The 26,753-nt window shown below is 72.6% G+C and carries 22 protein-coding genes and 1 pseudogene; 8 read left to right on the top strand and 15 right to left on the bottom strand.

The window, feature by feature from the left end; genetic code table 11:
- Nucleotides 1–78 precede the first annotated feature (78 nt).
- A complete protein-coding gene (xylA, locus tag ACIA8N_RS13285) occupies nucleotides 79–1,248 on the top strand; it encodes a xylose isomerase (RefSeq protein ID WP_365780342.1) in 1,170 nt (389 codons plus the stop codon).
- A 12-nt stretch (nucleotides 1,249–1,260) separates the two neighbouring features.
- Here the strand turns inward: xylA and ACIA8N_RS13280 are convergent, their stop codons facing one another.
- The 6 genes from ACIA8N_RS13280 to ACIA8N_RS13255 form a co-directional block, all read right to left on the bottom strand.
- Nucleotides 1,261–2,334, bottom strand: coding sequence for a LacI family DNA-binding transcriptional regulator (locus ACIA8N_RS13280; RefSeq protein WP_365780341.1), 1,074 nt, complete (start codon nucleotides 2,332–2,334; stop codon nucleotides 1,261–1,263).
- Between the two features lie 98 nt (nucleotides 2,335–2,432).
- Nucleotides 2,433–2,762, bottom strand: coding sequence for an L-rhamnose mutarotase (locus ACIA8N_RS13275; RefSeq protein WP_365780340.1), 330 nt, complete (start codon nucleotides 2,760–2,762; stop codon nucleotides 2,433–2,435).
- A gap of 207 nt (nucleotides 2,763–2,969) precedes the next feature.
- The gene (locus tag ACIA8N_RS13270) at nucleotides 2,970–3,995 is read right to left on the bottom strand and encodes a LacI family DNA-binding transcriptional regulator (protein WP_365780339.1); all 1,026 of its coding nucleotides are present in this window, start codon (nucleotides 3,993–3,995) and stop codon (nucleotides 2,970–2,972) included.
- A gap of 29 nt (nucleotides 3,996–4,024) precedes the next feature.
- Nucleotides 4,025–4,939: a carbohydrate ABC transporter permease gene (locus ACIA8N_RS13265; protein ID WP_365780338.1), complete on the bottom strand. Its 915-nt coding sequence runs from the start codon at nucleotides 4,937–4,939 to the stop codon at nucleotides 4,025–4,027.
- On the bottom strand, nucleotides 4,936–5,868 hold the full coding sequence (locus ACIA8N_RS13260) for a sugar ABC transporter permease (protein ID WP_365780337.1): 933 nt from the start codon (nucleotides 5,866–5,868) through the stop codon (nucleotides 4,936–4,938). The genes ACIA8N_RS13265 and ACIA8N_RS13260 overlap by 4 nt, the downstream gene beginning before the upstream one ends.
- On the bottom strand, nucleotides 5,865–7,178 hold the full coding sequence (locus tag ACIA8N_RS13255) for an extracellular solute-binding protein (protein ID WP_365780336.1): 1,314 nt from the start codon (nucleotides 7,176–7,178) through the stop codon (nucleotides 5,865–5,867). The genes ACIA8N_RS13260 and ACIA8N_RS13255 overlap by 4 nt, the downstream gene beginning before the upstream one ends.
- Before the next feature lie 206 nt (nucleotides 7,179–7,384).
- Between ACIA8N_RS13255 and ACIA8N_RS13250 the strand changes: the two genes are divergently transcribed.
- On the top strand, nucleotides 7,385–9,406 hold the full coding sequence (locus ACIA8N_RS13250) for a beta-galactosidase (RefSeq protein ID WP_365780335.1): 2,022 nt from the start codon (nucleotides 7,385–7,387) through the stop codon (nucleotides 9,404–9,406).
- A gap of 122 nt (nucleotides 9,407–9,528) precedes the next feature.
- Nucleotides 9,529–11,136, top strand: a complete 1,608-nt coding sequence (locus ACIA8N_RS13245) for a glycosyl hydrolase 53 family protein (RefSeq protein ID WP_365780334.1) — start codon at nucleotides 9,529–9,531, stop codon at nucleotides 11,134–11,136.
- Nucleotides 11,137–11,195: 59 nt separating this feature from the next.
- Here ACIA8N_RS13245 and dgoD read toward each other — a convergent pair whose 3' ends face one another.
- The 5 genes from dgoD to ACIA8N_RS13220 form a co-directional block, all read right to left on the bottom strand.
- Nucleotides 11,196–12,341: a galactonate dehydratase gene (gene dgoD / locus ACIA8N_RS13240; protein WP_365780333.1), complete on the bottom strand. Its 1,146-nt coding sequence runs from the start codon at nucleotides 12,339–12,341 to the stop codon at nucleotides 11,196–11,198.
- Complete coding sequence (locus ACIA8N_RS13235; protein WP_365780332.1) at nucleotides 12,338–13,090, bottom strand: SDR family oxidoreductase; 753 nt, start codon at nucleotides 13,088–13,090, stop codon at nucleotides 12,338–12,340. The genes dgoD and ACIA8N_RS13235 overlap by 4 nt, the downstream gene beginning before the upstream one ends.
- 50 nt (nucleotides 13,091–13,140) lie before the next feature.
- The gene (locus ACIA8N_RS13230; RefSeq protein WP_365780331.1) at nucleotides 13,141–14,109 is read right to left on the bottom strand and encodes a sugar kinase; all 969 of its coding nucleotides are present in this window, start codon (nucleotides 14,107–14,109) and stop codon (nucleotides 13,141–13,143) included.
- Nucleotides 14,106–14,807 (bottom strand): bifunctional 4-hydroxy-2-oxoglutarate aldolase/2-dehydro-3-deoxy-phosphogluconate aldolase, encoded by a 702-nt coding sequence (locus tag ACIA8N_RS13225; RefSeq protein ID WP_365780330.1) that lies wholly within the window; start codon nucleotides 14,805–14,807, stop codon nucleotides 14,106–14,108. The genes ACIA8N_RS13230 and ACIA8N_RS13225 overlap by 4 nt, the downstream gene beginning before the upstream one ends.
- Before the next feature lie 71 nt (nucleotides 14,808–14,878).
- Nucleotides 14,879–15,784, bottom strand: coding sequence for an SMP-30/gluconolactonase/LRE family protein (locus ACIA8N_RS13220; protein ID WP_365780329.1), 906 nt, complete (start codon nucleotides 15,782–15,784; stop codon nucleotides 14,879–14,881).
- Nucleotides 15,785–15,932: 148 nt separating this feature from the next.
- Between ACIA8N_RS13220 and ACIA8N_RS13215 the strand changes: the two genes are divergently transcribed.
- A complete protein-coding gene (locus ACIA8N_RS13215) occupies nucleotides 15,933–17,210 on the top strand; it encodes an ROK family protein (protein WP_365780328.1) in 1,278 nt (425 codons plus the stop codon).
- A gap of 36 nt (nucleotides 17,211–17,246) precedes the next feature.
- Here ACIA8N_RS13215 and ACIA8N_RS13210 read toward each other — a convergent pair whose 3' ends face one another.
- The gene (locus ACIA8N_RS13210) at nucleotides 17,247–18,017 is read right to left on the bottom strand and encodes an IclR family transcriptional regulator (RefSeq protein WP_365780327.1); all 771 of its coding nucleotides are present in this window, start codon (nucleotides 18,015–18,017) and stop codon (nucleotides 17,247–17,249) included.
- A gap of 247 nt (nucleotides 18,018–18,264) precedes the next feature.
- Here ACIA8N_RS13210 and ACIA8N_RS13205 point away from each other — a divergent pair, with 247 nt between their 5' ends.
- The 4 genes and pseudogenes from ACIA8N_RS13205 (at nucleotide 18,265) to ACIA8N_RS13190 (ending at nucleotide 22,365) form a co-directional block, all read left to right on the top strand.
- Nucleotides 18,265–19,419, top strand: a complete 1,155-nt coding sequence (locus ACIA8N_RS13205; protein ID WP_365780326.1) for a mandelate racemase/muconate lactonizing enzyme family protein — start codon at nucleotides 18,265–18,267, stop codon at nucleotides 19,417–19,419.
- The gene (locus tag ACIA8N_RS13200) at nucleotides 19,416–20,447 is read left to right on the top strand and encodes an alcohol dehydrogenase catalytic domain-containing protein (RefSeq protein ID WP_365780325.1); all 1,032 of its coding nucleotides are present in this window, start codon (nucleotides 19,416–19,418) and stop codon (nucleotides 20,445–20,447) included. The genes ACIA8N_RS13205 and ACIA8N_RS13200 overlap by 4 nt, the downstream gene beginning before the upstream one ends.
- A 59-nt stretch (nucleotides 20,448–20,506) precedes the next feature.
- Nucleotides 20,507–21,183, top strand: a pseudogene (locus tag ACIA8N_RS13195) (hypothetical protein); the annotation flags it as partial.
- A 147-nt stretch (nucleotides 21,184–21,330) separates the two neighbouring features.
- The gene (locus ACIA8N_RS13190; RefSeq protein ID WP_365780324.1) at nucleotides 21,331–22,365 is read left to right on the top strand and encodes a LacI family DNA-binding transcriptional regulator; all 1,035 of its coding nucleotides are present in this window, start codon (nucleotides 21,331–21,333) and stop codon (nucleotides 22,363–22,365) included.
- Between the two features lie 82 nt (nucleotides 22,366–22,447).
- Here the strand turns inward: ACIA8N_RS13190 and ACIA8N_RS13185 are convergent, their stop codons facing one another.
- From ACIA8N_RS13185 to ACIA8N_RS13175, 3 genes are all read right to left on the bottom strand, one after another.
- Nucleotides 22,448–24,649, bottom strand: a complete 2,202-nt coding sequence (locus tag ACIA8N_RS13185) for a glycosyl hydrolase family 95 catalytic domain-containing protein (RefSeq protein WP_365780323.1) — start codon at nucleotides 24,647–24,649, stop codon at nucleotides 22,448–22,450.
- Nucleotides 24,650–24,786: 137 nt separating this feature from the next.
- Nucleotides 24,787–25,722, bottom strand: a complete 936-nt coding sequence (locus tag ACIA8N_RS13180) for a carbohydrate ABC transporter permease (protein WP_365780322.1) — start codon at nucleotides 25,720–25,722, stop codon at nucleotides 24,787–24,789.
- Complete coding sequence (locus ACIA8N_RS13175; protein ID WP_365780321.1) at nucleotides 25,719–26,753, bottom strand: ABC transporter permease subunit; 1,035 nt, start codon at nucleotides 26,751–26,753, stop codon at nucleotides 25,719–25,721. Before ACIA8N_RS13175 ends, ACIA8N_RS13180 begins: the two co-directional genes overlap by 4 nt.

Raw genomic sequence — 26,753 nt, 5'->3', positions numbered from 1 at the left:
CCCGTATTAGTTATCTCAGAAAACAAATCCGGCTGCCAGTACCGCTGCCCGTACGGCCGCCCGCACCAGGGAGACACCATGACGGACCGCTTGTCGCCTACCCCCGAGGACCGCTTCACCTTCGGCCTGTGGACCGTCGGGTGGCAGGGCCGCGACCCCTTCGGCGAGGCCACCCGCCCCGCCCTCGACCCCGTCGAGTCGGTCGAGCGCCTGGCCGAGCTGGGCGCGTACGGCGTGACGTTCCACGACGACGACCTCATCCCCTTCGGCGCCCCGGAGTCCGAGCGCGACGCGATCGTGAAGCGTTTCCGCGCGGCCCTCGACCGCACCGGACTCGCGGTGCCGATGGCCACCACGAACCTCTTCAGCCACCCCGTCTTCAAGGACGGCGCCTTCACCGCCAACGACCGGGACGTCCGCCGCTTCGCCCTGCGCAAGACGCTCCGCAACATCGACCTGGCCGTCGAGCTCGGCGCCACGGTGTACGTGGCCTGGGGCGGCCGGGAGGGCGCCGAGTCCGGCGCCGCCAAGGACGTGCAGGTGGCGCTCGACCGGATGAAGGAGGCGTTCGACCTCCTCGGCCAGTACGTCACCGAGCAGGGCTACGACCTGCGCTTCGCGATCGAGCCCAAGCCGAACGAGCCGCGCGGCGACATCCTGCTGCCCACCATCGGCCACGCCCTGGCGTTCATCGAGCGCCTGGAGCGCCCCGAGCTCGTCGGCGTGAACCCGGAGACGGGCCACGAGCAGATGGCGGGCCTCAACTTCCCGCACGGCATCGCGCAGGCGCTGTGGGCGGGCAAGCTCTTCCACATCGACCTGAACGGCCAGTCCGGCATCAAGTACGACCAGGACTTCCGCTTCGGGGCCGGGGATCTGCGCCAGGCGTTCTGGCTGGTGGACCTCCTGGAGACGGCCGGATACGCGGGGCCGCGCCACTTCGACTTCAAGCCGGTGCGTACGGACGGCTTCGACGGGGTGTGGGAGTCCGCGAAGAACTGCATGCGCAACTACCTGATCCTCAAGGAGCGCGCCGCCGCCTTCCGCGCCGATCCGGACGTCGTGGCCGCCCTCGCCGCCTCCCGGCTGCCCGAACTCGCCGTCCCCACGGCCGCGGACGGCCTCGCGGGTCTGCTCGCCGACCCCACGGCGTACGAGACCTTCGACCCGGACGCGGCCGCCGCGCGCTCGATGGCCTTCGAGCACCTGGACCAGCTGGCCCTGGAGCACCTGCTCGGCGTGCGCTGAGGTCCGGCGGGATCAGTGCCCGGCGAGCGTCGAGCGGCGGACGACCAGTTCCGGCTGGAGCACGACGTGCTCGTGCCGGTGGTCGGCCGCCCGCTCGCCGGTCTCCTCCAGGAGCAGTTCGGCGGCCTTCGCCCCGAGCGTCAGCGCCGGCTGCCGTACGGAGGTCAGGGGTACGGTCGCCGCCGCCGCGAACTCGATGTCGTCGTAGCCGACGATGGCCATGTCCTCCGGGACCCGCACTCCCGCCGCGTAGAGCGCCTGGAGCACGCCGAGGGCCAGCAGGTCGTTCGCGCAGAAGACGGCGGTCGGGCGGTCGGGGAGGCCGAGCAGCCGGGACCCGGCGTCACGCCCGCAGGCCACGTCGAGGCGTTCCGCCGGGAGTTCGCGGAGCGCCGACACCGGAAGCCCGGCCCCGGCGAGCGCGAGCAGGGCACCCTCGCGCCGGTCGCGGACCTGCTGGAGGTGCGAGGGCCCGCTGACGTACGCGAAGGACCGGTGCCCCGTCGCGGTGAGGTGCCGGATCGCCAGGGATCCGCCGACGACGTCGTCCACGGAGACCGAGCAGCCGGCGTCGTCGCCCGCCACCCGGTCGACGAGCACGGACGGGATGCCGTGCCGGCGGAACTCCCGCAGGTTGGCGCCGCTGGGATCGGCGGGGGTGAGCAGGACTCCCCGGACGCGCTGCTCGGCGAAGAGACCGAGGTAGTCGGCCTCGTCCCGGGCGTTCTGGTCGCTGTTGCAGACCATGACGCCCAGGCCGGCCGCCTTGGCGGTGCGCTCGGCGCCCCGGGCGATGTCGACGAAGAACGGGTTGCCCATGTCGAGGACGAGCAGCGCCATGATCCGGCTGCGGCCGGCCCGCAGCTGGCGGGCGGACTCGCTGCGCACGTAGCCCAGGCGGTTGATGACCCCCCGTACGTGCTGGAGCGTCGCGGGCGAGACCCGGTCGGGCTGGTTGATCACGTTGGAGACGGTGCCGACGGAGACTCCCGCCTCGCGTGCCACGTCCTTGATGCCGACGTTCCCGACGGGCCCGCCGCCACCGCCGATCCCGCCGTTCCCGACCGTCCGCGCGGTGTCCGTCATCCGTCCCACCTGGTCCGTCCTGCCCCTGCCGCCACCCGATCCGGGTGTGGTCCCGCCCCTCGTTTCATCCTAGGGCCCACGCGTCCGCCCGCCTCGCCTCACGCGAGGTGGAAGACCTCGGTCAGCGGGCGCATGGCCGCGTCGGGCGCCCGGCCGTCGAGCTCCTCGAAGAACTCCGCCATCTCGGCCTGCCAGCGGGCGTTGACCTCGGCGGCCTCCATCGCGGCGCGGGCCCGGTCGAAGTCCGGCGTCTCCAGATAGCCGACGAGGAGCCCGTCCTCGCGGAGGAACAGGGAGTAGTTGTGCCAGCCGGCGGCGGAGAGGGCCGCGAGCATGTCGGCCCAGACGTGCTCGTGACGCGCGCGGTACTCGTCCACGCGCTCGGCCCGGACCTTCAGCAGGAAACAGACCCGCTGCGTGTTCGCCATTGCACCCCTCGAATGAAATGTTTCACCTAGTCGAGGCAGGACGCTAGGACGCGAGCGGGTCTGCGTCAAGAGTATCGACGCCACCTCACCAGACGGCTCCTGCCAGGCCGGGTTCTGAATCGATTCATGACGTGGCCCGGAAAGCCCTCCCGAAACGACGAAGGAGCGGCCGGACCCCGGGGGGCCGGCCGCTCCACCTTCTCTCGGTCACGCCGATTCGCGGCGTACCAGCTCCGTCGGCAGGATGACCGCCGCCGGTTCCTCGCCCGCTATCCGGGCGAGCAGCGTCCGCACCATCTCGGTGCTGATCCGGTCCCAGGGCTGGCGGATGGTGGTCAGCGAGGGGCGGGTGGAGAGGGCTGCCGGGGAGTCGTCGAAGCCGCCGACGGCGATGTCCTCGGGAACCCTGCGGCCCGCGCGGGCGAACGCGTCGAGGACGCCCTGCGCCATCAGGTCGGAGGCGACGAACACGGCGTCGATGTCCGGGGCGCGCTCCAGGAGGGCGCGGGCCGCGTCCTCGCCGCTGGCCCTGCTGTAGTCGCCGGGGGCGATGAGCGACTCGTCGGCGGGCAGGCCGCACTCGGCGAGCGTCTCGCGGTATCCGGCGAGGCGCTCCACCCCGCCGGGGGTGTCGGGCGGTCCGGTGACCGTGGCGATCCTGCGCCGCCCGGAGGCGTACAGATGGCGGACCATGTCGCGGGCGCCGTCGCGGTCGTCGGCGGCGACGTAGCCGATCTTGGCGGTCTGGCCGAGCGGCTTGCCGCAGGCGACGACGGGGACGCCGGCCTCGTGCAGCCGGGCCACCACGGGGTCGCCGGAGTGGCTGGAGACGAGGAGGACGCCGTCGACGTGACCGGCCTCGATGTAGCGGAGGTTGCGGCGGCGTTCGTCCTCGGTCCCGGCGATCATCAGGAGGAGCGGGATGTCCTGGGCCGCGAGCGCCTGGGTGCAGGCGCGGAGCAGCACGTTGAAGTTGGGGTCCTCGAAGAACCGCTCCTGGGGTTCGGTCAGGAGGAAGGCGACCGAGTCGGACTTGCCGGTGATCAGCGAGCGGGCGTGCCGGTTGACCACGTATCCCGTTCTTCGGATCGCGGCGTCGACGGCCGCCTTCGCCGTCGGGCTGACGTAGTGGCCGCCGTTGAGGACCCGGGAGACGGTGCCGCGCGAGACCCCGGCCTCGCGGGCCACGTCGTGGATGGTCGCCGGGCGGCGCCTGCTCGCTGCTGTGCTCATGCTGTGTGATTCCCCTCGATCCCCTGTGTTCAGGACTTTACGGCGCCGGAGAGCAGGTCGAGGCTCCAGAAGCGCTGGATGACCAGGAACAAAGCGATGAGCGGGACGATGGCGAGCAGCGCGCCGGTGATCACGAGGTTGTAGAGGGAGGGCTGGCTCGCGCCCTGCTTGAGCAGGGTGAAGAGCCCGACGGTCATGGGGAACTTCTCGTCGTCGCCGAGCATGATGAACGGCAGCAGGAAGTTGTTCCAGATGGCGACGAACTGGAAGAGGAAGATCGTCACCAGGCCCGGGGACATCATCGGGACGGCGATGCGCAGGAAGATCCGCCACTCCCCCGCGCCGTCCACGCGGCCCGCCTCGACGAGCTCCATCGGGATGGCGGCCTCGGCGTAGATGCGGCCGAGGTAGACGCCGTACGGGGAGAGGACCAGCGGCAGCAGCACGGAGGCGTACGTGTCCGTCAGGTCGGCCTCGGCCATGAGCAGGTACTGCGGGATGGCGAGGATGACCGGGGGCATGAGGACTCCGGTCAGCATGATGTTGAAGAAGGCCTCGCGGCCCCGGAACCGGTAGACGGCGAGGGCGTATCCGGCGAACGCGGAGACGACGGTGGACAGGACGGCGCCGAGTCCCGCGTAGAGGACCGAGTTGCCCATCCAGCGCCAGTAGATGCCCTCCCGGTAGGCGGTGAGGTCGGAGACGTTGCCGCCGAGGCCGTTGCCGGGGAGGAAGGTGAAGGTGGAGAAGAGGTCGGAGGCCGGCTTGGTGGCGGCGACCAGGACCCAGGCGACCGGCAGCAGGCAGTACAGCGCGCCCAGGACGAGGGCCGCCGTGGGCAGCAGGGCGGTGCGGCGCGGGGCGGGAGGGCCCTGCGGGACGCCGGGGGTGGTGCCGGCGGCCGGGGCGCCCTTGCGGACGGCCGGGGAGGCGAGCCCGGTCATCGGGTTGCTCCTTGTGTGGTGCGGCGGTTGGAGATCCTGAGGAGGGCGAAGGAGAGCGCGAAGGTGGCGAGGGCGAGCACGACGGCGGTGGCCGACGCGGCGTGGATGTTCCCCCCGGTGAACGCGTCGCTGTAGACCTTCATGAGGGGGCTCCAGGTGCTCGGGATGCCGTTGGTGAGCGGCTTGAGCGTCATGGGCTCGTTGAAGACCTGGAGGGTCGCGATGATCGAGAAGAAGAAGGTGAGCACCAGCGAGGGGACCACCATCGGGATCTTGATGCGGAGCGCGATCTGGAGCTCGGAGCAGCCGTCGAGCTTGGCGGCCTCGTACACCTCGGCGGGCAGGGAGCGCAGGGCGGTGTAGATGACGATCATGTTGAAGCCGGTGCCGCCCCAGACGGCGATGTTCGACATCGCCAGGTAGAGCGGTCCGCCGTCCATGAGGTCGGGCTGCGGCAGTCCGGCCTTGTCCAGGAGGAAGAGGAACGGGCTGACGTCCGGGAGGTAGAGGAAGCCCCAGAGGACGGCCGCGATGACGCCGGGCACGGCGTACGGCAGGAAGATCGCGAGCCGGGCGAAGGAGCGGGCCCTGACGCGCTCGGAATCGAGCAGGAGCGCGAAGAACAGGGCCAGGCCGAGCATCACGGGGACGACGATCGCGCCGTAGCCGAGGACGCGCAGGGCGCTGCCGAGGAGTTCGGAGTCGGTGAGGGCGGAGGTGTAGTTCTCCAGGCCGGCCCACACCTCGGTCTTGGCGCCCTTGCCGAGGCCGAGTCCCTTGATCCGGACCTTGTGGAAGCTGAGCCAGAGGGCGTAGCCGATGGGCAGGGCGAAGAAGAGGACGAAGAGGACGCCGGCGGGGAGAAGGAAGCCGTACGGGGCCGCCTTGACCCCGTACGACCTGCGTGCGCCCTTGGGGGGCTGTGTCACCGGGCGACCTCGAAGCCCTGCTTCGACAGGTCGGCGACCGTGGCCGTCTGGACCTTGGCGAGGGCGGCGTCGAAGCCGGACTTGGCCTTGGCGGCCTTGCCGAACTCGTCCTTGAAGGACGTGTAGGCGACGTTCACGTTGGGGCCCCAGGCGGCCGGTGCGGTGGTCTTCGCTATCTCGGCGGCGCGGATGTAGAAGTCGGCCTGGTTCGGGAAGAACGCGGGGGCCTGCGCGAGGGCGCCGCTGGTCTGGGCGGCGGTGGCGGCCGGGTAGATGCCGCTCTCCTTCACCAGGGCCTCCAGGGCCTTGGGGTCGGTGTTCAGCCAGGTGGCGAACTTCGCGGCGGCCGCCTTGTGCTTGGAGTCGGTGGTGACGGCGGTGGAGGAGCCGCCCCAGCTGCCGGTGGCGGTCTCGCCCTTGTTCCACTGCGGGAGCGGGGCCATGGCCCACTTGCCCTTGGTGTCGGGGGCGGCGGTGGTCAGGGTGCCGGGGGCCCACACGGCGCTGACCCAGGCGAGCTGTTCGCCGGTGTTGAGGGCCTTGTTCCAGGCGGGCGTGTACATCGGCTGGTTGTCGACGGCGCCCTCGGCGACGAGGCCGCCCCAGAAGTCGGTGACCTTCTTGGTGGCGGCGTCCTCGATGCCGACCTTCCAGGTGTCGCCCTCGAAGGTCCACCACTTGGCGCCGGCCTGCTGGGAGAGGCCGGCGAAGAGGCCGGCGTCGTTGGCGGAGAAGGTGGTCAGGGCCTTCTTCGGCGCCTTCTTCTTGAGGGTGCGGGCGGTCTCGGCGAACTCGTCCCACGTGGTGGGGACGGTCAGGCCGTACTGCTTGAAGAGGTCCTCGCGGTAGAAGAACATCAGCGGGCCGGAGTCCTGCGGCAGCGCGTAGACGGCCTCGCCGCCGAAGGTGGTCTGCTGCCAGATGCCCGGGGCGAACTCGTCCTTGACGCCCTGGACCTCGGGGGCGATGTCCGCGAGGGCGTCGTTGGAGACGAGGGTCGGCAGCGCCTGGTACTCGGCCTGCACCAGGTCGGGGCCCTTGTGGGCCTTCGTGGCGGTGATGATCTTGGTGACGAGGTCGTCTCCGGAGGCCTGCTTCTGCACCGTGACCTTGATGTCGGGGTGTTCGGCGTTCCAGAGGGCCACCACCTTGTCCATGCCGGGCGCCCAGGCCCAGTAGGTGAGCGAGACCGGGCCGGAGGCGGCGCCGGCCTCGTCGCCGGAGTCGGAGGAGCCACAGGCGGTGAGCGCGGTGGCGCCCAGGAGGACGGCGGTGGCGGCTGCGAGGCTGCGGCGCGTGATGTGGGGCATGGGTACTTCTCCCTGACCGAAAGGGGCCTCTCCCTCGGACGGAGAGGCCGGCCATGCATCTGTGAGCGTTCACAGTAGAGAAACGTTCCGGACACTTGTCAATGGTTGTTCCTGTGCGGTTATGTTGCGTTGCCACATCGAGATCGAGTGTGTGCACGTTCCCAACCGAACAAAGCTTTCATCGCCCGACGTTTCAGGAGACACTCATGCCGCAGACCACTCCCAAGGGCCTGCACCGGCTCGCGTTCGGCGGGGACTACAACCCCGAACAGTGGCCGGAAAGCGTCTGGCAGGAGGACGTCCGGCTCATGCAGGAGGCGGGCATCACCATGGTGAGCGTCGGGATCTTCTCCTGGGCCCTCCTCGAACCGGAGCCCGGCCGGTACGACTTCGGCTGGCTCGACCGGCTCCTCGACCTGCTCCACGAGCACGGCGTCCGCGTCGACCTGGGCACGCCGACCGTGGCGCCGCCCGCCTGGTTCTACCGCGCCCACCCGGAGGCACTGCCCGTCACCGCCGAGGGGGTCCGCCACTCCTACGGTTCACGCGGGGCGATCTGTCACAGCTCCTCCGCCTACCGCGCGGCGGCCGCAGGCATCACCACCGAGCTGGCCCGCCGCTACGGCACCCACCCGGCGCTCGCGCTCTGGCACGTCCACAACGAGTACGGCGTGCCCGTAAGCGCCTGCTACTGCGACAGCTGCGCCGCCCACTTCCGCCGCTGGCTGGACCGGACGTACGGCTCGGTCGAGGCCGTGAACGAGGCCTGGGGGACCGCCTTCTGGGGGCAGCGCTACTCCTCGTACGAGGAGATCGACCCGCCCCGGGTCACCCCGACCGTCGGCAACCCGGCCCAGCAGCTCGACTACCGCCGCTTCGCCGACGCCACCATCCTGGAGAACTTCCGGACGGAACGGGACATCCTGCACGGTCTCGCCCCCGGCATCCCCGTCACCACCAACTTCATGACGGCGCTCAGCCAGTGCGACTCCATCGACTACTGGGCCTGGGGCCGCGAGGTCGACCTCGTCACCAACGACCACTACCTGATCACCGACGGCCGCCGCACCCACGTCAACCTGGCGATGGCCGCCGACCTCACCCGCTCCGTCGCCGGCGGCGCACCCTGGCTGCTCCTGGAGCACTCCACGTCAGGGGTGAACTGGCAGGCCCGCAACCCCGCCAAGCGCCCCGGCGAGATGGCCCGCAACTCCCTCGCACACGTCGCCCGCGGTTCCGAGGGCGCCATGTTCTTCCAGTGGCGCCAGTCCCGGCGCGGGGCCGAGAAGTTCCACTCGGCGATGGTCCCGCACGGCGGCACCGACACCAGGATCTGGCGCGAGGTCGTCGCCCTCGGCGCCGGCCTGGAGGCCCTGACCGAGCTCCGCGGCACCCGGACCGTCCCGGACGTCGCCATGCTCTGGGACTGGCACTCCTGGTGGGCCCAGGGCCTGGAATGGCGCCCGAACGAGGCCCATGACGCGCGCGAGCGCGCCGACAGCTTCTACGAGACGCTCTACGACCGGCACCTCACCGTCGACTTCGCCCACCCGGAGGCCGACCTGTCGGCCTACCCGCTGGTCGTCGTCCCCGCGCTCTACCTCATGACCGAGGCCGCCGGGCAGAACCTGCGCGAGTACGTCGAGAACGGCGGCACGCTCGTCGTCTCGTACTTCTCCGGGATCGTCGACGAGCACGACGCCGTCCACCCCGGCGCCTACCCCGGCGCCCTGCGCGACGTCCTCGGCCTCACCGTGGACGAGTGGTCGCCGCTCCTCGACGACCAGCGCGTCACGATCGCCGGCCCCGGCGGCGCCTCCCTCACCGGTGACGTGTGGACGGAGTTCGTCCGGCCGCGCGGCGCCGAGACGGTCTGGACGTACGCGGACGGGCCCGCAGCCGGCGGGCCCGCCGTCACCCGGCACCGCCTCGGCCGGGGCACCGCCTGGTACGTCTCCACCCGGCTCGACGCGGCCTCGCTCGACGCGATCGTCGCCGCCGCCTGCGAGGACGCGGGGGTCGCCGCCCGCTCCGCGCTGCCGCACGACGTGGAGGTCGTGCGCCGCGCCGGTGAGAACGGCCACTACCTCTTCGCGCTCAACCACTCCGCCGAGGACGCCGAGGTGCCGCTCGACGGCTCCGGCACCGAGCTGCTCGGCGGCACTCCCGCCGACGGCAGGCTCACCGTCCCGGCCGGCGCCGTCAGGGTCGTACGCCTCACCCCCTGACGACACCCCCTGCACTCCCCGGGGACGGCCCGCACCCGCTGCGCCGCCCCCGGGTGAGCCGTACCACCCACCGTAAGGAAACGCACCACTCACCTGTCCGCCACCGTCGAAGGGACTCGACGATGCACCCCCACACGCCCACCACGCACCCCACCCGCAGAAGCCGCGTACGGCTTCGCGCCGCCGCCGTCGCCGCCGCGCTCGGCGCCCTGCTCCTCGCCCCGCTGCCCGCCGCGCAGCAGGCCGAGGCCGCCGGCACGCTCACCAACGCCGGGTTCGAGAGCGGTGCCGCCGGGACCGCCACCCCGGCCGGCTGGTCCACCTACTCCGCGGCGGGACAGAACGCCGCCTCGTTCACCGAGGCCGGGGGCCACAGCGGCGGCTACCGCCTCAGCCACTGGTCGGCGTCCGCGTACAAGGTGGAGACGTACCAGTACCTCTCCGGGCTCACCAACGGCACCTACACGCTCAGCGCCTGGGTCCGTTCCGGTGGCGGGCAGAACGCCGCCTACCTGGCCCTGCGCAACTGTGGCTCCGCCGAACAGCGCACCGACCTGCCGGTGACGTCCAACGGCGCCTGGATACGGCTCGTCACCTCCGTGACCGTCACGGGCGGCGCGTGCACCGTCAGCATCAACTCCGACGCCAAGGCCGGGAACTGGCTGAACGTCGACGACCTCACCTTCACCTCCGGCGCGACCGGGCTCGCCGTCAAGGGCGTCGACCTCTCGGCCCTCAAGAAGAACGAGGACCTCGGCGGCACCTACCGCACCGCCGCGGGCGTCACCGGCGACCCGGTCGCCATCCTGAAGAACGCGGGCGCCACCTACGGCCGCCTCAAGGTGTGGGTGAACCCCGCCGACGGCTACAACAACAAGGCGCGCGTCCTCGCCACCGCCCAGCGCATCAAGGCCCAGGGCATGAAGCTGCTCGTCGACTTCCACTACTCGGACGTCTGGGCCGACCCGGGCGCCCAGAGCAAGCCCGCCGCGTGGGCGGGGCACTCGTACTCCCAGCTGACCACCGACGTCTACAACCACACGTACGACGTCCTGAACGCCCTGAAGGCGCAGGGCACCACGGCCGACATGGTGCAGATCGGCAACGAGATCAACACCGGGATGCTCTGGCCCGAGGGCTCCACGTCCAACTGGTCCCAGCTCGGCGGGCTGCTCAAGTCCGGCATCTCGGCGGCCAAGGCGGTCTCCTCGACCACGCAGATCGCGCTCCACCTCGCCCACGGCGGCGACAACACCCTCTACCGGACGTGGTTCGACAACGCGACCGCGCAGGGCGTGAGTTACGACGTCATCGCCCTCTCCTTCTACGGTTACTGGCACGGCGCGCTGTCCGCGCTCCAGACCAACCTGGACGACATATCGGCCCGTTACGGCAAGAAGGTCATGGTCGTCGAGACCGCGTACCCGTTCCGGCTCGACAGCAAGGACTCGCACGAGAACATCATCGACCTGTCGTCCGAGCTGATCCCCGGCTACCCGGCGAGCAGCGCGGGCCAGTCGGCCTGGCTGCGGGACATCATGAACGTCGTCGAGGCCGTGCCGAACGGCCGCGGTCTCGGCGTCGTCTACTGGGAGCCGGCCTGGACCGCCGTCGCGGGCAACGGCTGGGACCCGACGGACCCCTCGTCGGGCAACGCCTGGGAGAACCAGGCCCTGTTCGACTACGACAGCAGGCTGCTCCCGGCGGCGAACTGGCTCGCCCACCGCTGACGCGCGCACACGAGGAAGGGGCGGACCCGTTCGCGGGCCCGCCCTTCCTCATGCCGCGGCTACCACTCCGCGAGCGAGCCGTCGTCCCTCCGCCAGGCCGGATTGCGCCAGCGGTGCCCCACCTCGGCCGCCCGCTCGACGGCCTTCGCGTCGACCTCGATGCCGAGGCCGGGTCCGGTCGGCAGGCCCACGTGCCCGTCCTCGTACCGGAAGACCGACGGGTCGACCAGATAGTCGAGCAGGTCGGAGCCGGTGTTGTAGTGGATGCCCAGGCTCTGCTCCTGGATCAGCAGGTTCGGTGCCGCGAAGCCGACCTGGAGACAGGAGGCGAGCGCGATCGGGCCAAGGGGGCAGTGCGGGGCGAGGGACACGTCGTACGCCTCCGCCATCGCGGCGATCCTGCGCACCTCCGAGATTCCGCCGGCGTGCGAGAGGTCCGGCTGCGCGACGGCGATGCCCTGGGCGAGCACCTTCTTGAAGTCCCAGCGGGAGTAGAGGCGTTCGCCGGTCGCGATCGGGATCGAGGTGGAGCGGACGATGTCGCCGATGTGGTCGCTCATCTCCGGGACGACCGGCTCCTCCACGAAGAAGGGCAGGTACGGCTCCAGGAGCGGCAGGACCCGGCGGGCCATCGGGGCGGTGAGCCGACCGTGGAAGTCGATGGCGATGTCGAACTCGTCGCCGACGGCCTCCCGGATCGAGGCGACCCTGTCCACGATGGCCTGGGTGGCGGCGGGGGTGTCGATGAGCCGCAGCTGCGCCGAGGCGTTCATCTTGACCGCGGTGAAGCCCTCGTTCTTGCGGGCCAGGGCCTCGGAGGCCACCTCGTCGGGGCGGTCGCCGCCGATCCAGCTGTAGACGCGGGCGCGGTCGCGGACGTTGCCGCCGAGGAGCTGCCACACGGGGACGCCGAGGGCCTTGCCCGTGATGTCCCACAGCGCCTGGTCGATGCCGGCGACGGCGCTGGAGAGGACCGGGCCGCCCCGGTAGAAGCCGCCCTTGGTGAGAACCTGCCAGTGGTCCTCGATCTTCATCGGGTCCTGGCCGATCAGGTAGTCGGAGAGTTCCTCGACGGCGGCGGCGACGGTGTGTGCGCGGCCCTCGACGACGGGCTCGCCCCAGCCGGTGACGCCCTCGTCGGTGTCGATGCGCAGGAAGCACCAGCGCGGGGCGACGAGGTAGGTACGCAGGGAGGTGATCTTCACTTGGAGTCCTTCTTCACGGTCCAGCCGCCGTCGACGACCAGGTTGGTTCCGGTGATGTAGGCGGCGTCGGCGGAGGCGAGGAAGGCGACGGCGGAGGCGACCTCCTCGGGGCGGCCGAGCCGGGCGAGCGCGGTGGCGTCGGCGGAGAGCCGGCGTCCCTCCTCGTCGACGTCGTTCCAGACGTCGGTGAGGATCGGCCCCGGCAGGACGGAGTTGAAGCGCACCTCGGGCCCGTACTCGACGGCGAACTGGCGGATCAGGGCGCACATGCCGCCCTTCGCGGCGGCGTAGGCGGGGTAGCCGGGCAGGCCGAAGTCGGCGTGCACGCTGGAGGTGGCGACGAGGCTGCCGCGCCCGGCGCGCAGATCGTCGAGGAAGGTGCGCGTGGCCAGGTAGAGGGCGCGCAGGTTGACGGCCATCTCCCGGTCCCAGAGGGCGACGGGGAGTTCGTGGGCGGCGGCGGAGGTGTGCGTGAAGGCGTTGCTGTGGAGGATGCTCACGGGGCCGAAGCGGGCGTGGGCCTCGGCGCGCAAGGCGGTCCAGTCGTCCTCGGAGGAGACGTCGCAGCGTACGTAGGCGGCTTGGCCGCCGTCGGCGCGGATCGCGGCGGCGACGGCCTCGCCGGCCTCGTCCGCGATGTCGGAGACGAGGACCGAGGCGCCCTCGGCGGCGAGCCGGGCGGCGCTTGCGGCGCCGATGCCGGAGGCCGCGCCGGTGACGACGGCGGTCTGTCCGGAGAAACGGTTCATGGTGGGGGTTCCTGGTGTTTCCGGGTGCGGGTACGAAAGGGGGCGGCGCGTCAGCGGGTGATGTCCTGGGCCGTGAGCAGGCCGAGTTCGGCGCGGCGCGGGAGGCCTTCCCAGTCGCCGGGGACCGAGACCGCGAAGGCCCCGCTGAGCGCGGCGAGGCGCAGTCGCTCCTCCACGGGCGAGCCGTCGAGGAGGGCGGCGAGGTAGCCGGAGACGAAGGCGTCGCCCGCGCCGACGGGGTCGACGGCGGTGACGGGGACGGCGGGCCGGACGTGGAGTTCACCGTCGGCGGTGGCTACGAGAGCCCCCTGCGCGCCGAGTTTCAGCACGGCCTGCCCCGGGCCGAGCCGGGTGAGGGCGCGGGCCGTCCGGGCGGGTTCGTCCTCTGGCACGTCGGGCACGAAGAGGGCGGCCTCCTCGGGTCCCGCGAAGACGATGTCGGCGTACGGGAGTAGGCGGGCGAGCACCTCGGCGGCCTCGGCGCGGCTCCAGAGGCGTTCGCGGTGGTTGACGTCGAAGGAGACGGTGACTCCGGCGGCGCGGGCGAGCGCGACGGCGTGTTCGACGGCGGCGCGCGCGGTGACGCTCAACGCCGGTGTGATGCCGGTGACGTGGAGGACACGCGCGCCGGTGATCCGCTCCTCGTCGAGGTCCTCGGGGGCGAGCCGGGAGCCCGCGAGCCCGGCGCGGTAGTAGCTGACGCGGAGCCGGTCGGCGGTGCGGCGCTCACGGAGCATCAGGCCGGTGGGCGCGGCCGGGTCGGTACGGGCGGCGGACACGTCGACGCCTTCGGCGCGGAGCCCCGCGAGGATCATGGCGCCCGCGGCGTCGTCGCCGACGCGGCCGGTCCAGGCGGCCGTGTGGCCGAGACGGCTGACGCCGATGGCGACGGTCGCCTCGGCACCGGCCCAGCCGAGGCGGAGGGGGGTGCCGGTGGCGAGCGGACCGGGCTCTGTCGCGGCGGCCACCGCCATGGCCTCGCCGAGGGTGACGAGGGCCGCCGGACCGGCGCCCTTCATCGGCCCGTTCCGTCTCGGCGTATGCCGTCCTGGCGTGTTCCGTATCGGCGTATCCCGTCGAGGAAGGCGGCCGCGCGCTCGGCGAGGGCCGCGAGGGAGCCGCCCTCACAGGCGTCGCCGACGAGGGGGCTGCCGATGCCGAGCGCGGCGGCTCCGGCGGCGAGGTAGGCGGGGGCGTCCGCGGAGCCGATGCCGCCCGTCGGCACGAGCGGCACGTCGGGCAGCGGGGCGCGGACGGCGCGGAGGTACTCCGGTCCGCCGGTGGCGGCGGGGAACAGCTTCACCATGGTGGCGCCCGCCCGCCAGGCGGTGAGGATCTCGGTGGGGGTGTACGCGCCGGGGAGCACCGGGACGCCCAGGCGGACGGCCTCCGCGATGACCTCGACGGAGGTGGTCGGGGTGATGAGGTACGTGGCGCCCGCCTCGACGGCCGCCTGCGCCTCGGCGGGCGTGGTCACGGTGCCCGCGCCGAGCGCGAGTCCCGGCGGGGCGTCGGCGGCGTACTCGCGGAGCGCGTCGAGCACCCCGGGGGTGGTGAGGGTGAACTCGGCGGCGCGGACGCCGGACGCGAGGAGGGTGTCGGTGACCTCGGCGAGCCGGGTGGCGGAGGTGGCACGGAGGATCGCGATGACGGGGGCGGCGGCGAGCGCGGCACGGAGGCCGTCGGACGCGGCGGCTGTCGGGTGCGGGGCGGTCATGGCGTGTTGCTGCTTCTTCCTTGGTACGGAGAGGGTGCGGCCTTGGTACGGGAGGGGTGCGGCGGTACGGCTCAGTGGTCGGCGTACGGGGGCTGGGGCAGGCCGGTGGCACCGGGGCGGCAGACGAAGAGCCGTCCCGCGTCGGGTTCGGCCGCGCGGCGCTCCTCGTCGAGGCCCTCGGTCGCCGTGGTGATGACGAGGACGTCGAGGTCCGGTCCGGCGAAGGCGCAGCTCGTCACGTGCGAGGCGGGCACCTCCACGCGCGCGTGGAGGGTGCCTTCCTCGGTGAAGGCGAGGACTTCGCCGCCTCCCCACGCGGCGACCCAGACGCGCCCCGCGCTGTCGACGGTGAGGCCGTCGGGGACGCCCCGGTCGAGGACGGCGAAGGGCCGGCGGTCGCTCAGGGCGCCCGTCGGCGGGTCGTAGGCGAAGACGTCGACGCGGCCGGTGGCGCTGTCGGCGTAGTAGAGGCGGGTGCCGTCGGGGCTCCAGCCGAGGCCGTTGGAGATGGTGACGGAGTCGAGGAGCGTGACGAGGCCCGCGCCGTCGAGGCGGTAGAGCGCGCCCGCGCCGGGGCTCTCGTCGTACGCCATGGTCCCGGCGAGCAGCCGGCCCGCGGGGTCGACGGCGGCGTCGTTCATGCGGCGCGGCAGGGCGTCGTCGGGGAGTGCGGGCGCGGCGACCTCGACGGCTTCCGTGACCGGGCGCCCCTCTTCCAGGTGGAGGAAGGAGGTGCCCGCCGCGGCGAGCAGGGCTCCGGAGGCGCAGGGCAGTACGGCGCCGACGGGGCGGTCGAACCGGAGGGTGGCGAGGAGCGTCAGGTCGGGGCGGGCCTGCTCGTGGGCGAGCGTGGCGCGGTGGACGAGACCGTCGGGGATGTCCACCCAGAGCAGCTCCTGGCGCCGGGTGTCCCAGACGGGTCCTTCGGTCAGGCGTCCGGGCAGGGGGGAGCAGGGTTCGGCCCTGAGGTGCTGCATCTCTCGGCCTCTTCTGTCGTGCGAGTGGAGTGGCTGACGAAAAACTACGGGTTCGTCTAACGGTTGTAAATATGCCGCCGCCCGCTTCTTCCAACCCTTTGAATAAGATCCCGGGAACGGGGCCGTACGAGCGCGGAGGACAGCAGTCATGAACAAGCGGACGTCGCAGGACATTCGCCGCCTCAACCGCTTCGAGGTCCTGCGCCGTTTCTACGCGGGATCCGGCGCGATGAGCCGTCAGGACCTCGCGGCGGCGACCGGACTCTCCTTCGCCACCGTCGCCAATCTGACCGCGGAACTGCTGGAGGCGGGTGTCCTCGTCGAGGCGGGCCACGAGGACTCCAGCGGCGGCCGGCCCCGCGCGCGGCTGGCGGTCAACGCCGACCGCGGCGCGCTGATCGGCGTCGACATCGCCGAGACCTCGGTCCACGCCGAGCTCTTCGACCTGGCCCTCGACGTCCGGTACTCCGTCGAGCGGCCACTGCCCCCGGGCGACGTCCGGCCCGCCGACGTGGTCGAACGGCTCGCCGGCTGCGTCGAGGAACTGCTGCGCGGCTCGGGCGTGCCCCGCGCGCGCGTGCTCGGGGCGGGCGTCAGCGTGCCGGGCATGGTGGAGCGCGAGGGCGGGGTCTCCTCCTTCTCCCCGTACTGGTCCTGGCACGAGGTGCCGCTGCGCGCCCTGCTGGCCGAGCGCCTCGGGCTGCCCCTCTGGCTCGACAACCCGCTGCGGGCCAGCACCGTCGCCGAGCTGTGGTTCGGCGCCGGGCGGGAGGTGGACGACCTGGTGGTCCTCACCCTGCGGGCCGGCGTCGGCGCCGGGATCGCCGTCGACGGGCAGCTCTACCGGGGGTTCACCAACAGCGCGGGCGAATGGGGCCACACCTGTCTGGCGATCGACGGACGGCTCTGCACGTGCGGCAACCGGGGCTGTGTGGAGGCGTACGTCAGCACCCGGGGCATCGCGAGGACCTGGCGCGAACTGGCGCCCGGCGACGAGCGGGCGACGGACCCCGACGACGCGGTCACGGTCGCCGCGCTCGCCCGCGCCGAGGCGGCCGGGGATCCGGTGGCCGCCGAGGTCGTCGACCGGACCGGGCGCTATCTGGGCGCGGCGGTGGCGAACCTGGTCAATCTGCTCAACCCCCGGGTCCTCGTGCTCGGCAACCAGGTCGTGGACCTGCTCGGCGAGCGCCTCCTGACCGCCACGTACGAGGCGGTGACCCGGCACGCGCTGCCGCTGCCACACCGGGCCGCGAGCCTGCGGCGCAGCGCCGTGCCGCACAACGCGGTCACACGGGGCGCGGCCGCCTTCGCCCTGGAGGGCTTCCTCGACGACCGGGAGGTCTTCGGCCCGGTCAGCCGGATGCGCAGGCCGCGCGAGCGGAGGGACGGCGGACGGGCCGGGTCCGCCGACGCGGGGTCCTGACCGTTGGCGGCCGGGCCCCACGCCGGCGGCCCCGGCTCAGCGTACGAACCGGTGGCCGAGACGTACCGACAGCTGGTTCGCGCCCTTCACGGCGAGGGCGGTGAGTTCGTTCTCCCGGTCCTCCGTCCAGCGGTGCGCCGGCACCGAGACGGAGAGGGCGGCGACGACCCGGCCGGAGCGGTCGCGGACGGGCGCGGCGACACAGCTGACGTCGGGGTTGGACTCCTGCTGTTCCACTGCGACTCCGAGGATCCGGATCTCCGTGAGCGCGGCGCGCAGGGCGTCCGGGTCGGAGAGGCTGCCGGGCGTCATGGCGGTGAGCTCGCGGCCTTCGAGCCGTTCGTCGAGTTCGTACTCCGGGAGGGTGGCGAGCAGCATCTTGCCGACGGCGGTGCAGTGGGCGGGCAGCCGGCGCCCGGTCGCGGAGACCATCCGGACGGCGTGGGTGGAGTCGACCTTGGCGATGTAGATGACGTCCGCGCCCTCGAGGACGGCCACGTGGACCGTCTCGCCGCAGGTGTCGACCAGTTCGCGGGCGACCTGGTGGCCCTCGGCCGCGAGGTCGAGCTGTTCGGCGTACCGGCTGCCGAGCTGGTAGGCGCGGACGCCGAGCCGGTAGCGGCCGGGCTGGTCCGGGGCCGGTACGAGGTAGTTGCGGGCGGTCAGTGTGCTGACCAGCTCGTGCGTGGTCGTCCGGGGCAGCCGGAGCCTGCGGGTGATCTCCGGCGAGGAAAGCGTCCCGTCGCCCTCAAGGAAGAGCTCCAGTATGTCGAATGCCCTGGTCACCGCCGGAACGAGTCGTCCCATCGGCCCCCACCTCGCTTCCGCCTGTTCGAAATCCCGTACCGCGATCGAAATCGCGAACAGAGACTAGCGGCGCACCCCCGGGCGGGCAACGGCTTCGACAGGAGCGAAGCGACGGCCGCGACGGGGCCGGGCCGGGTGGATGCGCTCCCATTGACACCCCGGCGGACCACTGCCTACGGTCTCGCCGATCCACCGAACGCCATTCGGCATATCGAACACCCCATCCGAGTCCCCGGGAGCAACCACCGTGCGCATCACGGGAATCACCACTCACGTCGTCGGCACGCCCTGGCGCAACCTCACCTATGTCCTGGTCCACACCGACGAGGGCCTGACCGGTGTCGGCGAGACCCGGATGCTCGGGCACACCGACGCGCTCGTGGGCTATCTCCGCGAGGCGGAGGCCAACCACATCGCCGGTTCCGACCCGTTCGCGGTCGAGGACCTCGTACGGCGCATGAAGTACGGCGACTACGGGCGGGCCGGCGAGATCGTCATGTCCGGCATCGCCGTCGTCGAGATGGCCTGCTGGGACATCAAGGGCAAGGCGCTCGGCGTGCCCGTCTGGCAGCTGCTCGGCGGGAAGGTGACCGACCGGGTCAAGGCGTACGCCAACGGCTGGTACACCACCGAGCGCACCCCCGAGGCGTACCACGAGGCGGCCCGCGCGGTCGTGGCGCGCGGCTACCGTGCGCTGAAGATCGACCCGTTCGGCACCGGCCACTTCGAGCTGGACGCCGAGGGCTCGCGGTACGCGGTCTCCCTGATCGAGGCCGTACGCGACGCCATCGGCCCCGACACGGAACTGATGGTGGAGATGCACGGCCGCTTCTCCCCCTCGACGGCGGTCCGGCTGGCCCGTGAACTCGCCCCGTTCCGGCCCGCCTGGCTGGAGGAGCCGGTGCCGCCGGAGAACCTCAAGGCCCTGGAGAAGGTCGCAGGGAAGGTGGACATGCCGATCGCGACCGGTGAACGGATCCACGACCGGATCGAGTTCCGGGAGCTGTTCGAGTCGCAGGCGGCCGACGTCATCCAGCCCGACGTCGGGCACATCGGCGGCATCCTGGAGACCAGGAAGCTGGCCGCCACCGCCGAGACCCACTACGTCATGGTCGCCCCGCACAACGTGGGCGGCTCGGTGCTCACCGCCGCCTCCCTCCAGCTCGCGGCCTGCACGCCCAACTTCAAGATCCTGGAGCACTTCAACGACTTCGCGGACGCGGAGATCAAGAAGGTCGTGCACGGGGCTCCCGAGGTCGACCCGGAGACCGGCTGCTTCACCGTGTCCGAGGCCCCCGGCCTCGGCGTCGAGCTGGACGTGGACGCGGCGGCCGAGTTCCCCCAGCAGCGGGCCCGGTTCGACCTGTGGGCCGAGGGCTGGGAGAAGAGGCAGCCGAAGTGAGCGCCGGCGCCACGGCCGTGAGCCGCGCCGTCCTCGTCGAACGGCCGGGTGTCCACCGGCTGATCGGGCGCGAGGTCCCCGTGCCGGGCCCGGGCGAGGTCCGGGTCCGGGTCGCCGCGGCCGGGATCTGCATGAGCGACCGCGAGCTGTACGAGGGGCACCGCGCCCCCGGGTACGTCCGCTACCCGGTGGTTCCCGGCCACGAGTGGTCCGGCACCGTGGACGCGGTCGGCGCCGGCGTGGATCCCGCGCTCCTCGGCCGGCCGTGCGTCGCAGAGGGCTTCCGGTCGTGCGGCCGGTGCGAGCGCTGCCGGTACGGCGAGACCAGTCTGTGCACGGCCGGGTACGCCGAGACCGGCTTCACCGAACCCGGCGCGTTCGCCGACCACCTGCTCGTACCGGCCGGGCTGCTGCACCCGCTGCCGGACGGGGTCGACCTCCGGGCCGCCGCCCTGCTCGAACCGGCCGCGGTCGTCGCGGCGGCGGTACGGGCGGGACGGCCGCGCCCCGGCGAGCGGATAGCCGTGGTGGGCGCCGGGACGCTCGGTCTGCTCGCCGTCCAGTGGCTCGCCGCCTCCTCCCCCGGCGAACTCGCCGTCGTGGACCCGCGCGCCCAGCAAGCGGACAAGGCCCTGGGGTTCGGGGCGAGCCGGGCCCTCACCCCGCGCGAGGCGGACGGCGAGGCCGGGCGCTTCGACCTCGTCGTGGAGACGGCGGGGGCGCCCCCCACGGCCGCCTCCTCCTGCCTGCTCGCCCGCCGGGGCGGCCGGGTCGTCCTCACCGGCATGTTCACGGAGGGGGCCACCGGCATCGACCCCGTCCACCTGTCCGTCAGTCAGCTGGAGGTCCGCAGCGTCTTCGGGGCCTCCTCCGCCGCCTGGGCCGACGCCGTCCGCGCCTTCTCGCTCGGCCTGCTCGACCCGGCTCCGCTCGTCACCCACGAGTTCCCCCTCGAACGGTTCGGGGAGGCGCTCGCCCTGGTGGGCGGCGGCGACCCGGGCACCGGCAAGGTCCTCCTCCGCCCCTGAGCCGCTCCCGCTCCCCGAGCCCCCGGACCTCAGCCCCCAGCCCCCCGCCCTCAGCCCTCACCTGGGACACCGGGGCCGCGACCCCCGTACCGACTCCGGTGGCGCGGGCCTGCGGGCCCGGGGCCAGGACGGGCTCGCCGGCTGCGTCGAGGACGCCCTGCGGGCGGTCGCCCTCGGTGTCCGGTGTCTGCTCGTCGCCGACGAGGGCGTGCTCTGGACCCTGCACCGGCTGCGCGAGGCCGGGACCCTGCCCGCCGACACGACGTTCAAGGTGTCCGCCCTGATCGGGCCGGTCAACCCGGCCGCGTACGCCGTCCACGAGCGGCTGGGGGCGGACTCCCTCAACGTGCCGTCCGATCTGACCCTCGCCCATCTCACCGAGATACGTCGGGTCAGCCGGGCCCCGATGGACCTGTACGTCGAGGCCCCCGACGACCTCGGCGGCTATGTCCGGATGTACGAGACGGCCCAGCTGATCCGGCGGGGCGCGCCGCTGTACCTCAAGTTCGGCCTGAGCCGGTCGGCCGGGATCTACCCCTACGGGGCGCACCTGCGGGAGCACGCCCTCGCCACCGCCCGGGAACGGGTCCGGCGCGGCCGGCTGGTCCTCGACCTGCTCGCCCGGCACGGGGCGGACGGGGGGATGTCGCCGATCGGCTCCAGGAACCCGGGCGGACTCCACCCTTTCGCCTCCGAAGCCTTCGCCTCCGACGTCGAAGCGCTTCGATCTTCCTGAGTCATCTCTCTGGACAGGCCCACACGGCCGCGTTACGGTCTCGCTGAACCGTCGAGGAGATCGCGCGACGGCTTTCGACGGGTTTCGACAGCGTTCGACAGCTGTCGGCGCAGCGATGCGTCTCAGTCACGGCCGCGGGGAGAGCGGATGGTCACGCTTGCCGAGGTCGCCCGGCACGCCGGAGTGTCGGCCAGCACGGTGAGCTACGTCCTCAGCGGCAGACGGCCCATCTCCGACGCCACCCGGGAGCGGGTGCGGGCCAGCATCGAGCAGCTCGGCTACCAGCCGCACGCCGGCGCCCGGGCGCTCGCCAGCAGCCGTTCGCGGATCATCGCGCTCATGGTGCCGCTGCGCACCGACATGTACGTGCCGGTGATGCTGGAGATCGCGGTCGCCGTCGCCACCACCGCCCGCGCCCACGGCTACGACGTCCTGCTCCTCACCGGCGAGGAGGGCCCCTCGGCGCTGCGCCGGGTCACCGGCAGCGGGCTGGCCGAGGCGGTGATCCTGATGGACGTCCACCTGGACGACGACCGGCTGCCCGTGCTGCGTGCGGCGGGCCCGCCCGCCGTCCTGGTCGGCACGCCCTCCGATCCCACGGGGCTGAACTGCGTCGACCTGGACTTCACGGCGGCCGGGGCGCTGTGCGTGGAGCACCTGGGGGGCCTCGGGCACCGGGAGATCGCGGTGATCGGCGAGGCGCCCGGTGTCTACGCGCGGCACACCGGCTTCGCCGAGCGGACCCTGCGCGGGCTCCGCGACCGGGCCGCCGAACTCGGCGTCCGCCTGCTGCACCGGCCGTGCGAGGGCGGCCACGACGCCGTGGCGGGCGTGCTCGCCCGGATCTTCGACGAGCGGCCGGACGTGAGCGCGTTCGTCGTGCAGAACGAGACGGCGGTCGAGCCGCTGCTGGCACTGCTGCGGCGGACCGGCAGGGCCGTGCCGGAGGACGTGTCGGTGATCGCGGTGTGTCCCGACCAGATCGCGACCCAGGCCTCGGTGGCGGTCAGCTCGGTGGCGATCCCGGCGCAGGAACTGGGCCGCAGGGCGGTGGAGCGGCTGGTCGCGCGCCTGGCCCGGCCGGACGGGACGGACGCCGTGGGGGTCGAACTCCTCGTACCCGAGCTGACCGTACGGGACAGCTCGGGCCCGCCGCCGACACGGCGCGGGCCCGGCGACTGACGGTCCGGGTCGCCAGGTCCGCATGACCGGGCCCAGGGGCCGCCCGGTCCGCAGGTGCGCGGAATCCCGGCGGGCCGCGGGTTCAGGAGCCGACGGTCCGCTTCTCGCCCGCGCGCAGGACCAGCCGGGCCGCCCCCGCGGGGGTCCTGAGGTCGATCTCCGCGTCCCGGTCGGGGTGGAGGACCGCGTGGTACTCCCCCGGTGACCAGGTCAGGTCCACCCGGGCGCCGAACCGGGTCCGTACGCCCGTGAGGCGGCCGCGCGGGCACCGGGCGGGCGGTGCGGGCAGCAGGACCAGGCGTCCGGGCGTGGACTGCACGAGGGCCTCGATGAGGAGCGCGGGCAGGGCGTGGGCGGCGTCGGCGTTGTAGACGTCCCGTCCCGGGTAGTGCGCGCTCATGAGGGAGTCGTGGAAGTAGTCGCCTGTGAGGACGCGGGCGAGCGCGTCCTCGGTGCGCGGGGCGTCCCGCAGACGGGCGGCGATCATCCCGTGGTGGAGGTGGCCGTGGGCCGAGTCGTTCTCGCTGCCCCGGAGTTCGAGGGCGCGCCGGGCGGCGTCGGCGAGGGCGGGGGTGTCGTACGGGTTGATCTCGTCCAGCGGCCAGACGGGGTAGAGGTGGCTGAGGTGCCGGTGGTCGTACCGGTCGCCGAGGCCGGGCCAGGCCCATTCGGCCACGGCGCCCTCGTCGTTGATCCGGTACTCGGGGAGCCGGTCGGCGAGCGCCCTCAGCCGGTCGGCGTCCTGCGCCGGCGCCCGGTCCGCGGCGGCGCGCAGGGCGTGCCGGGCGGCGGCGATGTCCATCGTGGCGTTCACCGCGCCCCAGCTCCCGCCGCGCGGCCGGTTCTCCGGCGAGTAGGAGGGGACGACGGCGATCCGCCCGTCGGGACCGGTGCGGCTGAGGAAGTCCTCGTAGAAGAGGGCGAGTTCGGCGAGGGCCGCCGTGGTCCTCGGGTCCCGCCGTCCGTTCGCCTCCTCGTCGTCGAGGAGGGGTTTGAGGAGCCAGTCGGCGCCCGCCGTCCACAGGTGGAGGGGGTACTCGCGGCTGAAGTGGTACGTGTGCCCCGTGGCGCCGTCCGTGTGGGAGGGGGCGACGATGCCGCGGGCGCCGAAGATCACCCGGGCGTTGTCCTGCCAGTCGTCCAACTGACCTTGCACCAGGGCCGCATGAGCTTCCGTCACCTCGGGCAGGTCGGCGGCGACGGCGGACGCGGTCTGGAGGTTGAGGTTGGCGTTGGTGGTGAACGCCCCCGACCAGGCCGTGTCCCAGTCCCCCGTCCAGAGCCCGGTGAGCCGGGGCGGCAGGGCGCCGGAGGAGGAGAGCAGGTGGTAGCGGCCCGCGGCGAAGAGGCGTTCCAGGAGCGCGGGGCTTCCGGGGCGGCGCAGGAGCGTCGAGCCGGGGAGCGCCCGTTCGGCGTCGTCCGCGCCGAGGTCGAGGGTGACGCGCCGGTAGGCGGCGGCGTGCAGGGCCGTGTGGCGGGAGAGCAGCCGGGCGTGGAGGGCGTCGAGATCCCCGGGAGGCGCGTCCTCGGTCAACGTCCGCAGGGCCTGCGCCTCTCCGTTCGTGTCGATGCCTCCCTCGTGGCGGCGCACCCGGGTGAGGAGCAGCAGTCGGCCCGCGCCCTCGACGCGGATGCCGGAGGCGGTGACCGTGATGTGTCCCGCGTCGGTGAGCAGGAGGGTGAGGCCGGTGTAGCCGAGCGGGCTGTCCGGGTAGCGGGCCCGCAGGGTGAGGACGGTCTCCCGCCGGACGGTGGCGACGCCGTGCCCGGCGCCGAGTCCGGTGGGGACGCCGGGCAGCCGGTGGTCGAGGTCGATCTCGACGACGGGTCCCGGTCGGGTGACGTACTGGACGACGACGTCGTCGGCGCGGGAGACGAAGACCTCGCTGCGCCGCTCCCCGCACTGCCCGGTGACCACCCCGGTGGTGAAGTCCACGGACCGGCGCACGGGGTGGTCCGGGGCGCCGGGTTCGCGCCTGATCCGGGTCGCGAACCCGGGGTGGAAGGGCTGGACCCAGCGCAGCGGCCGGCCGTCCGTGAACCGCTCCGCCGCCGTCGTGTCTCCGGCCAGCAGGGCGTCCTGGAGGGCGGGGAGCGCGGCGGCGAGGCGGGGCGGAGCGGTGTCGGCGGGCGGGTTGTTCGGCCGTACGAGGGTGTGGTGGGTGACGATGACCCGGTCGTCCCCGGGGTCGCCGGGGACCAGGGCGCCGTGCCGGCCGTTCCCGGCGAGGAAGGCGTCCTCCCAGCGGGCGGCGGGCGCGGGTTCCCACGTGCCGTGGATCACGCGCGCTCCTCCGGCGTCAGGGCGGCGCGTCCCTGCGATCGGTTCGTGGTGTCGGCCGGGCGGCCGGGCGGCCGGGTCAGGTCGTCGAGGCTCGGCATCGGACTCTCCGGTAGGGGGTTCGGTGACACGGGGCGGGTTCAGCCCTTGACGGCGCCGGTGAGCATGCCCTTCTTGAAGTGTTTCTGGACGAAGGGCGAGAGGACGGCGACGGGCAGCAGGGCGAGGACCATGACGGCCATCTGGACGGCGAGCCCGGAGAGGTTCCCCGCCCGGACGGCCTGGCCGAGGCCGACGGGGATCTCCTGTTTCTGGGCGAGCTGGATGAGGACGTTCTGCAGCGGCATCATGTTCTGGTCGCTGAGGTAGATGGAGGCGTTGAACCAGGCGCTCCAGTAGCCGACCGCGTAGAAGAGGGTGATGACGGCGATCACCGCGCGGGAGAGCGGCATCACGATCTGCCAGAGGATCCGCAGGTCCCCGGCGCCGTCGATGCGCGCGCTGTCGACGAGTTCCTGCGAGACGTTCATGAAGAAGCCGCGCAGGACGAGGATGTTGAAGACGCTGACGGCGCTCGGGAGGATCAGCGCGAGATAGCTGTCGGTGAGGCCGAGGGTCTGCACCAGGAGGTACGTGGGGATCAGGCCGGCGCCGAAGAACATGGTGGCCATCAGGGTGAGCAGGATGAACCGGTGGCCGACCGAGCCGGGCCGGGAGAGACCGTACGCGCCGAGGATCGACACGGCCATGGAGAAGAGCGTGCCGGTCACGGTGACGAGGACGCTGACGACGGCCGCGCGGGTGACCTGGCCGCCGCTGAGGAGCTCCTGGTAGGCGATGAAGGTGATGTCCCTCGGGACGACGACGAGACCACCGGTCTCCGTGATCGTCTTCTTGGACGAGAGGCTGGTGACCACCACGATCCACAGGGGGACGAGGACCGCGAGGCAGGCGAGGACGAGGACGAGGCCCTTGGCGGCGAGGCCGGTCCTGCCGGGCGGTTCCTCCCACACGGGCCGGGCGGGCGCCGCCCACCACGAGGTGGGGCGCGGGGTCGTTTCCGTCGCGCGGGTCACTTCCGGTACACCCCCTGCTCGCCCATGAGATGGGCGATCTTGTTCGCGGAGAGGACGAGCACCAGGCCGACGACTCCCTTGACCAGTCCGGCCGCGGCCGCGTAGCTGAAGTCCTGGCTGCGCAGGCCGGTCCACCACACGAAGGTGTCGAGGACCTCGGCCGCGCCGGGTCCGACGGCGTCGCGCTGGAGCAGCAGTTGTTCGAAGCCGACGGTGAGGGCGTCGCCGACCCGGAGGACGAGCAGCAGCGCGATGACGGGCCGCAGCGCGGGCAGGGTGACGTGCCACATGCGGCGCCAGCGGTTCGCCCCGTCCATGGCGGCGGCCTCGTACAGGTCCTGGTTGACGGCGGCGAGCGCGGCGAGGAAGACGATGACGCCCCAGCCGGCGTCCTTCCAGATGCCCTCGGCGGTGACGAGGAACTTGAAGATCTCCGGGTCGGTCATGAGGTCGAAGCCCTCGTGGCCGTGCTGCCGGAGGGTCTGCGCGATGATGCCGGCGCCGCCGAGGATCTGCTGGAAGACGGTGATGACGAGCACCCAGGAGAAGAAGTGCGGCAGGTAGAGGACGGCCTGGACGAACGCCCTGACCCGGGGCCGCAGCACGCTGTTGACGAGCAGGGCGAGCGCGATGGGCACCGGGAAGAAGAGGACGAGCTGGAGGAGGAAGAGGACGAGGGTGTTCTCGACGGCGTGCCAGAACCCCGGGTCGGAGAAGACCCGTTCGAACTGGGCGAGTCCGACCCAGGGGCTCTGGAAGATGGCGGTGATGCCGTTGGTCGAGACGTACGGGTCGTAGTCCTGGAAGGCGACCACGTTCCCGAGGATGGGGACGTAGTTGAAGACGACGACCAGGGCGAGTACCGGGGCGGTCATGAGGAGGAGCATCCGGTCGCGCCGGAGCCGCCGGCCGAGCGGGACGCGCCCGTCCGTACGGCTCCGGTGCCGGTCCCGGCGGCGGTCGCCGCGCGGGGGCCGGCCGGCGTCTGCCCGCGCGGCCGGGTCCGCCTTCTCCGTGTCGAGCGTGCTCAC

The organism is Streptomyces sp. NPDC051822, assembly GCF_044452745.1.
Lineage (GTDB): Bacteria > Actinomycetota > Actinomycetes > Streptomycetales > Streptomycetaceae > Streptomyces.
Note: the sequence above shows the minus strand (reverse complement) of the source record. Positions and strands in the feature narration are given on the sequence as shown.

Bases quoted from the DNA above. Each gene is read 5' to 3' on its own strand.
- ACIA8N_RS13265 (WP_365780338.1), bottom strand. From the start codon at position 4,939: ATGACCGGGCTCGCCTCCCCGGCCGTCCGCAAGGGCGCCCCGGCCGCC.
- xylA (WP_365780342.1), top strand. From the start codon at position 79: ATGACGGACCGCTTGTCGCCTACCCCCGAGGACCGCTTCACCTTCGGC.
- ACIA8N_RS13230 (WP_365780331.1), bottom strand. From the start codon at position 14,109: ATGAAGGGCGCCGGTCCGGCGGCCCTCGTCACCCTCGGCGAGGCCATG.
- ACIA8N_RS13275 (WP_365780340.1), bottom strand. From the start codon at position 2,762: ATGGCGAACACGCAGCGGGTCTGTTTCCTGCTGAAGGTCCGGGCCGAG.
- ACIA8N_RS13225 (WP_365780330.1), bottom strand. From the start codon at position 14,807: ATGACCGCCCCGCACCCGACAGCCGCCGCGTCCGACGGCCTCCGTGCC.
- ACIA8N_RS13220 (WP_365780329.1), bottom strand. From the start codon at position 15,784: ATGCAGCACCTCAGGGCCGAACCCTGCTCCCCCCTGCCCGGACGCCTG.
- ACIA8N_RS13210 (WP_365780327.1), bottom strand. From the start codon at position 18,017: ATGGGACGACTCGTTCCGGCGGTGACCAGGGCATTCGACATACTGGAG.
- ACIA8N_RS13245 (WP_365780334.1), top strand. From the start codon at position 9,529: ATGCACCCCCACACGCCCACCACGCACCCCACCCGCAGAAGCCGCGTA.
- ACIA8N_RS13280 (WP_365780341.1), bottom strand. From the start codon at position 2,334: ATGACGGACACCGCGCGGACGGTCGGGAACGGCGGGATCGGCGGTGGC.
- ACIA8N_RS13250 (WP_365780335.1), top strand. From the start codon at position 7,385: ATGCCGCAGACCACTCCCAAGGGCCTGCACCGGCTCGCGTTCGGCGGG.
- ACIA8N_RS13255 (WP_365780336.1), bottom strand. From the start codon at position 7,178: ATGCCCCACATCACGCGCCGCAGCCTCGCAGCCGCCACCGCCGTCCTC.
- ACIA8N_RS13235 (WP_365780332.1), bottom strand. From the start codon at position 13,090: ATGAACCGTTTCTCCGGACAGACCGCCGTCGTCACCGGCGCGGCCTCC.
- ACIA8N_RS13215 (WP_365780328.1), top strand. From the start codon at position 15,933: ATGAACAAGCGGACGTCGCAGGACATTCGCCGCCTCAACCGCTTCGAG.
- ACIA8N_RS13270 (WP_365780339.1), bottom strand. From the start codon at position 3,995: ATGAGCACAGCAGCGAGCAGGCGCCGCCCGGCGACCATCCACGACGTG.
- ACIA8N_RS13190 (WP_365780324.1), top strand. From the start codon at position 21,331: ATGGTCACGCTTGCCGAGGTCGCCCGGCACGCCGGAGTGTCGGCCAGC.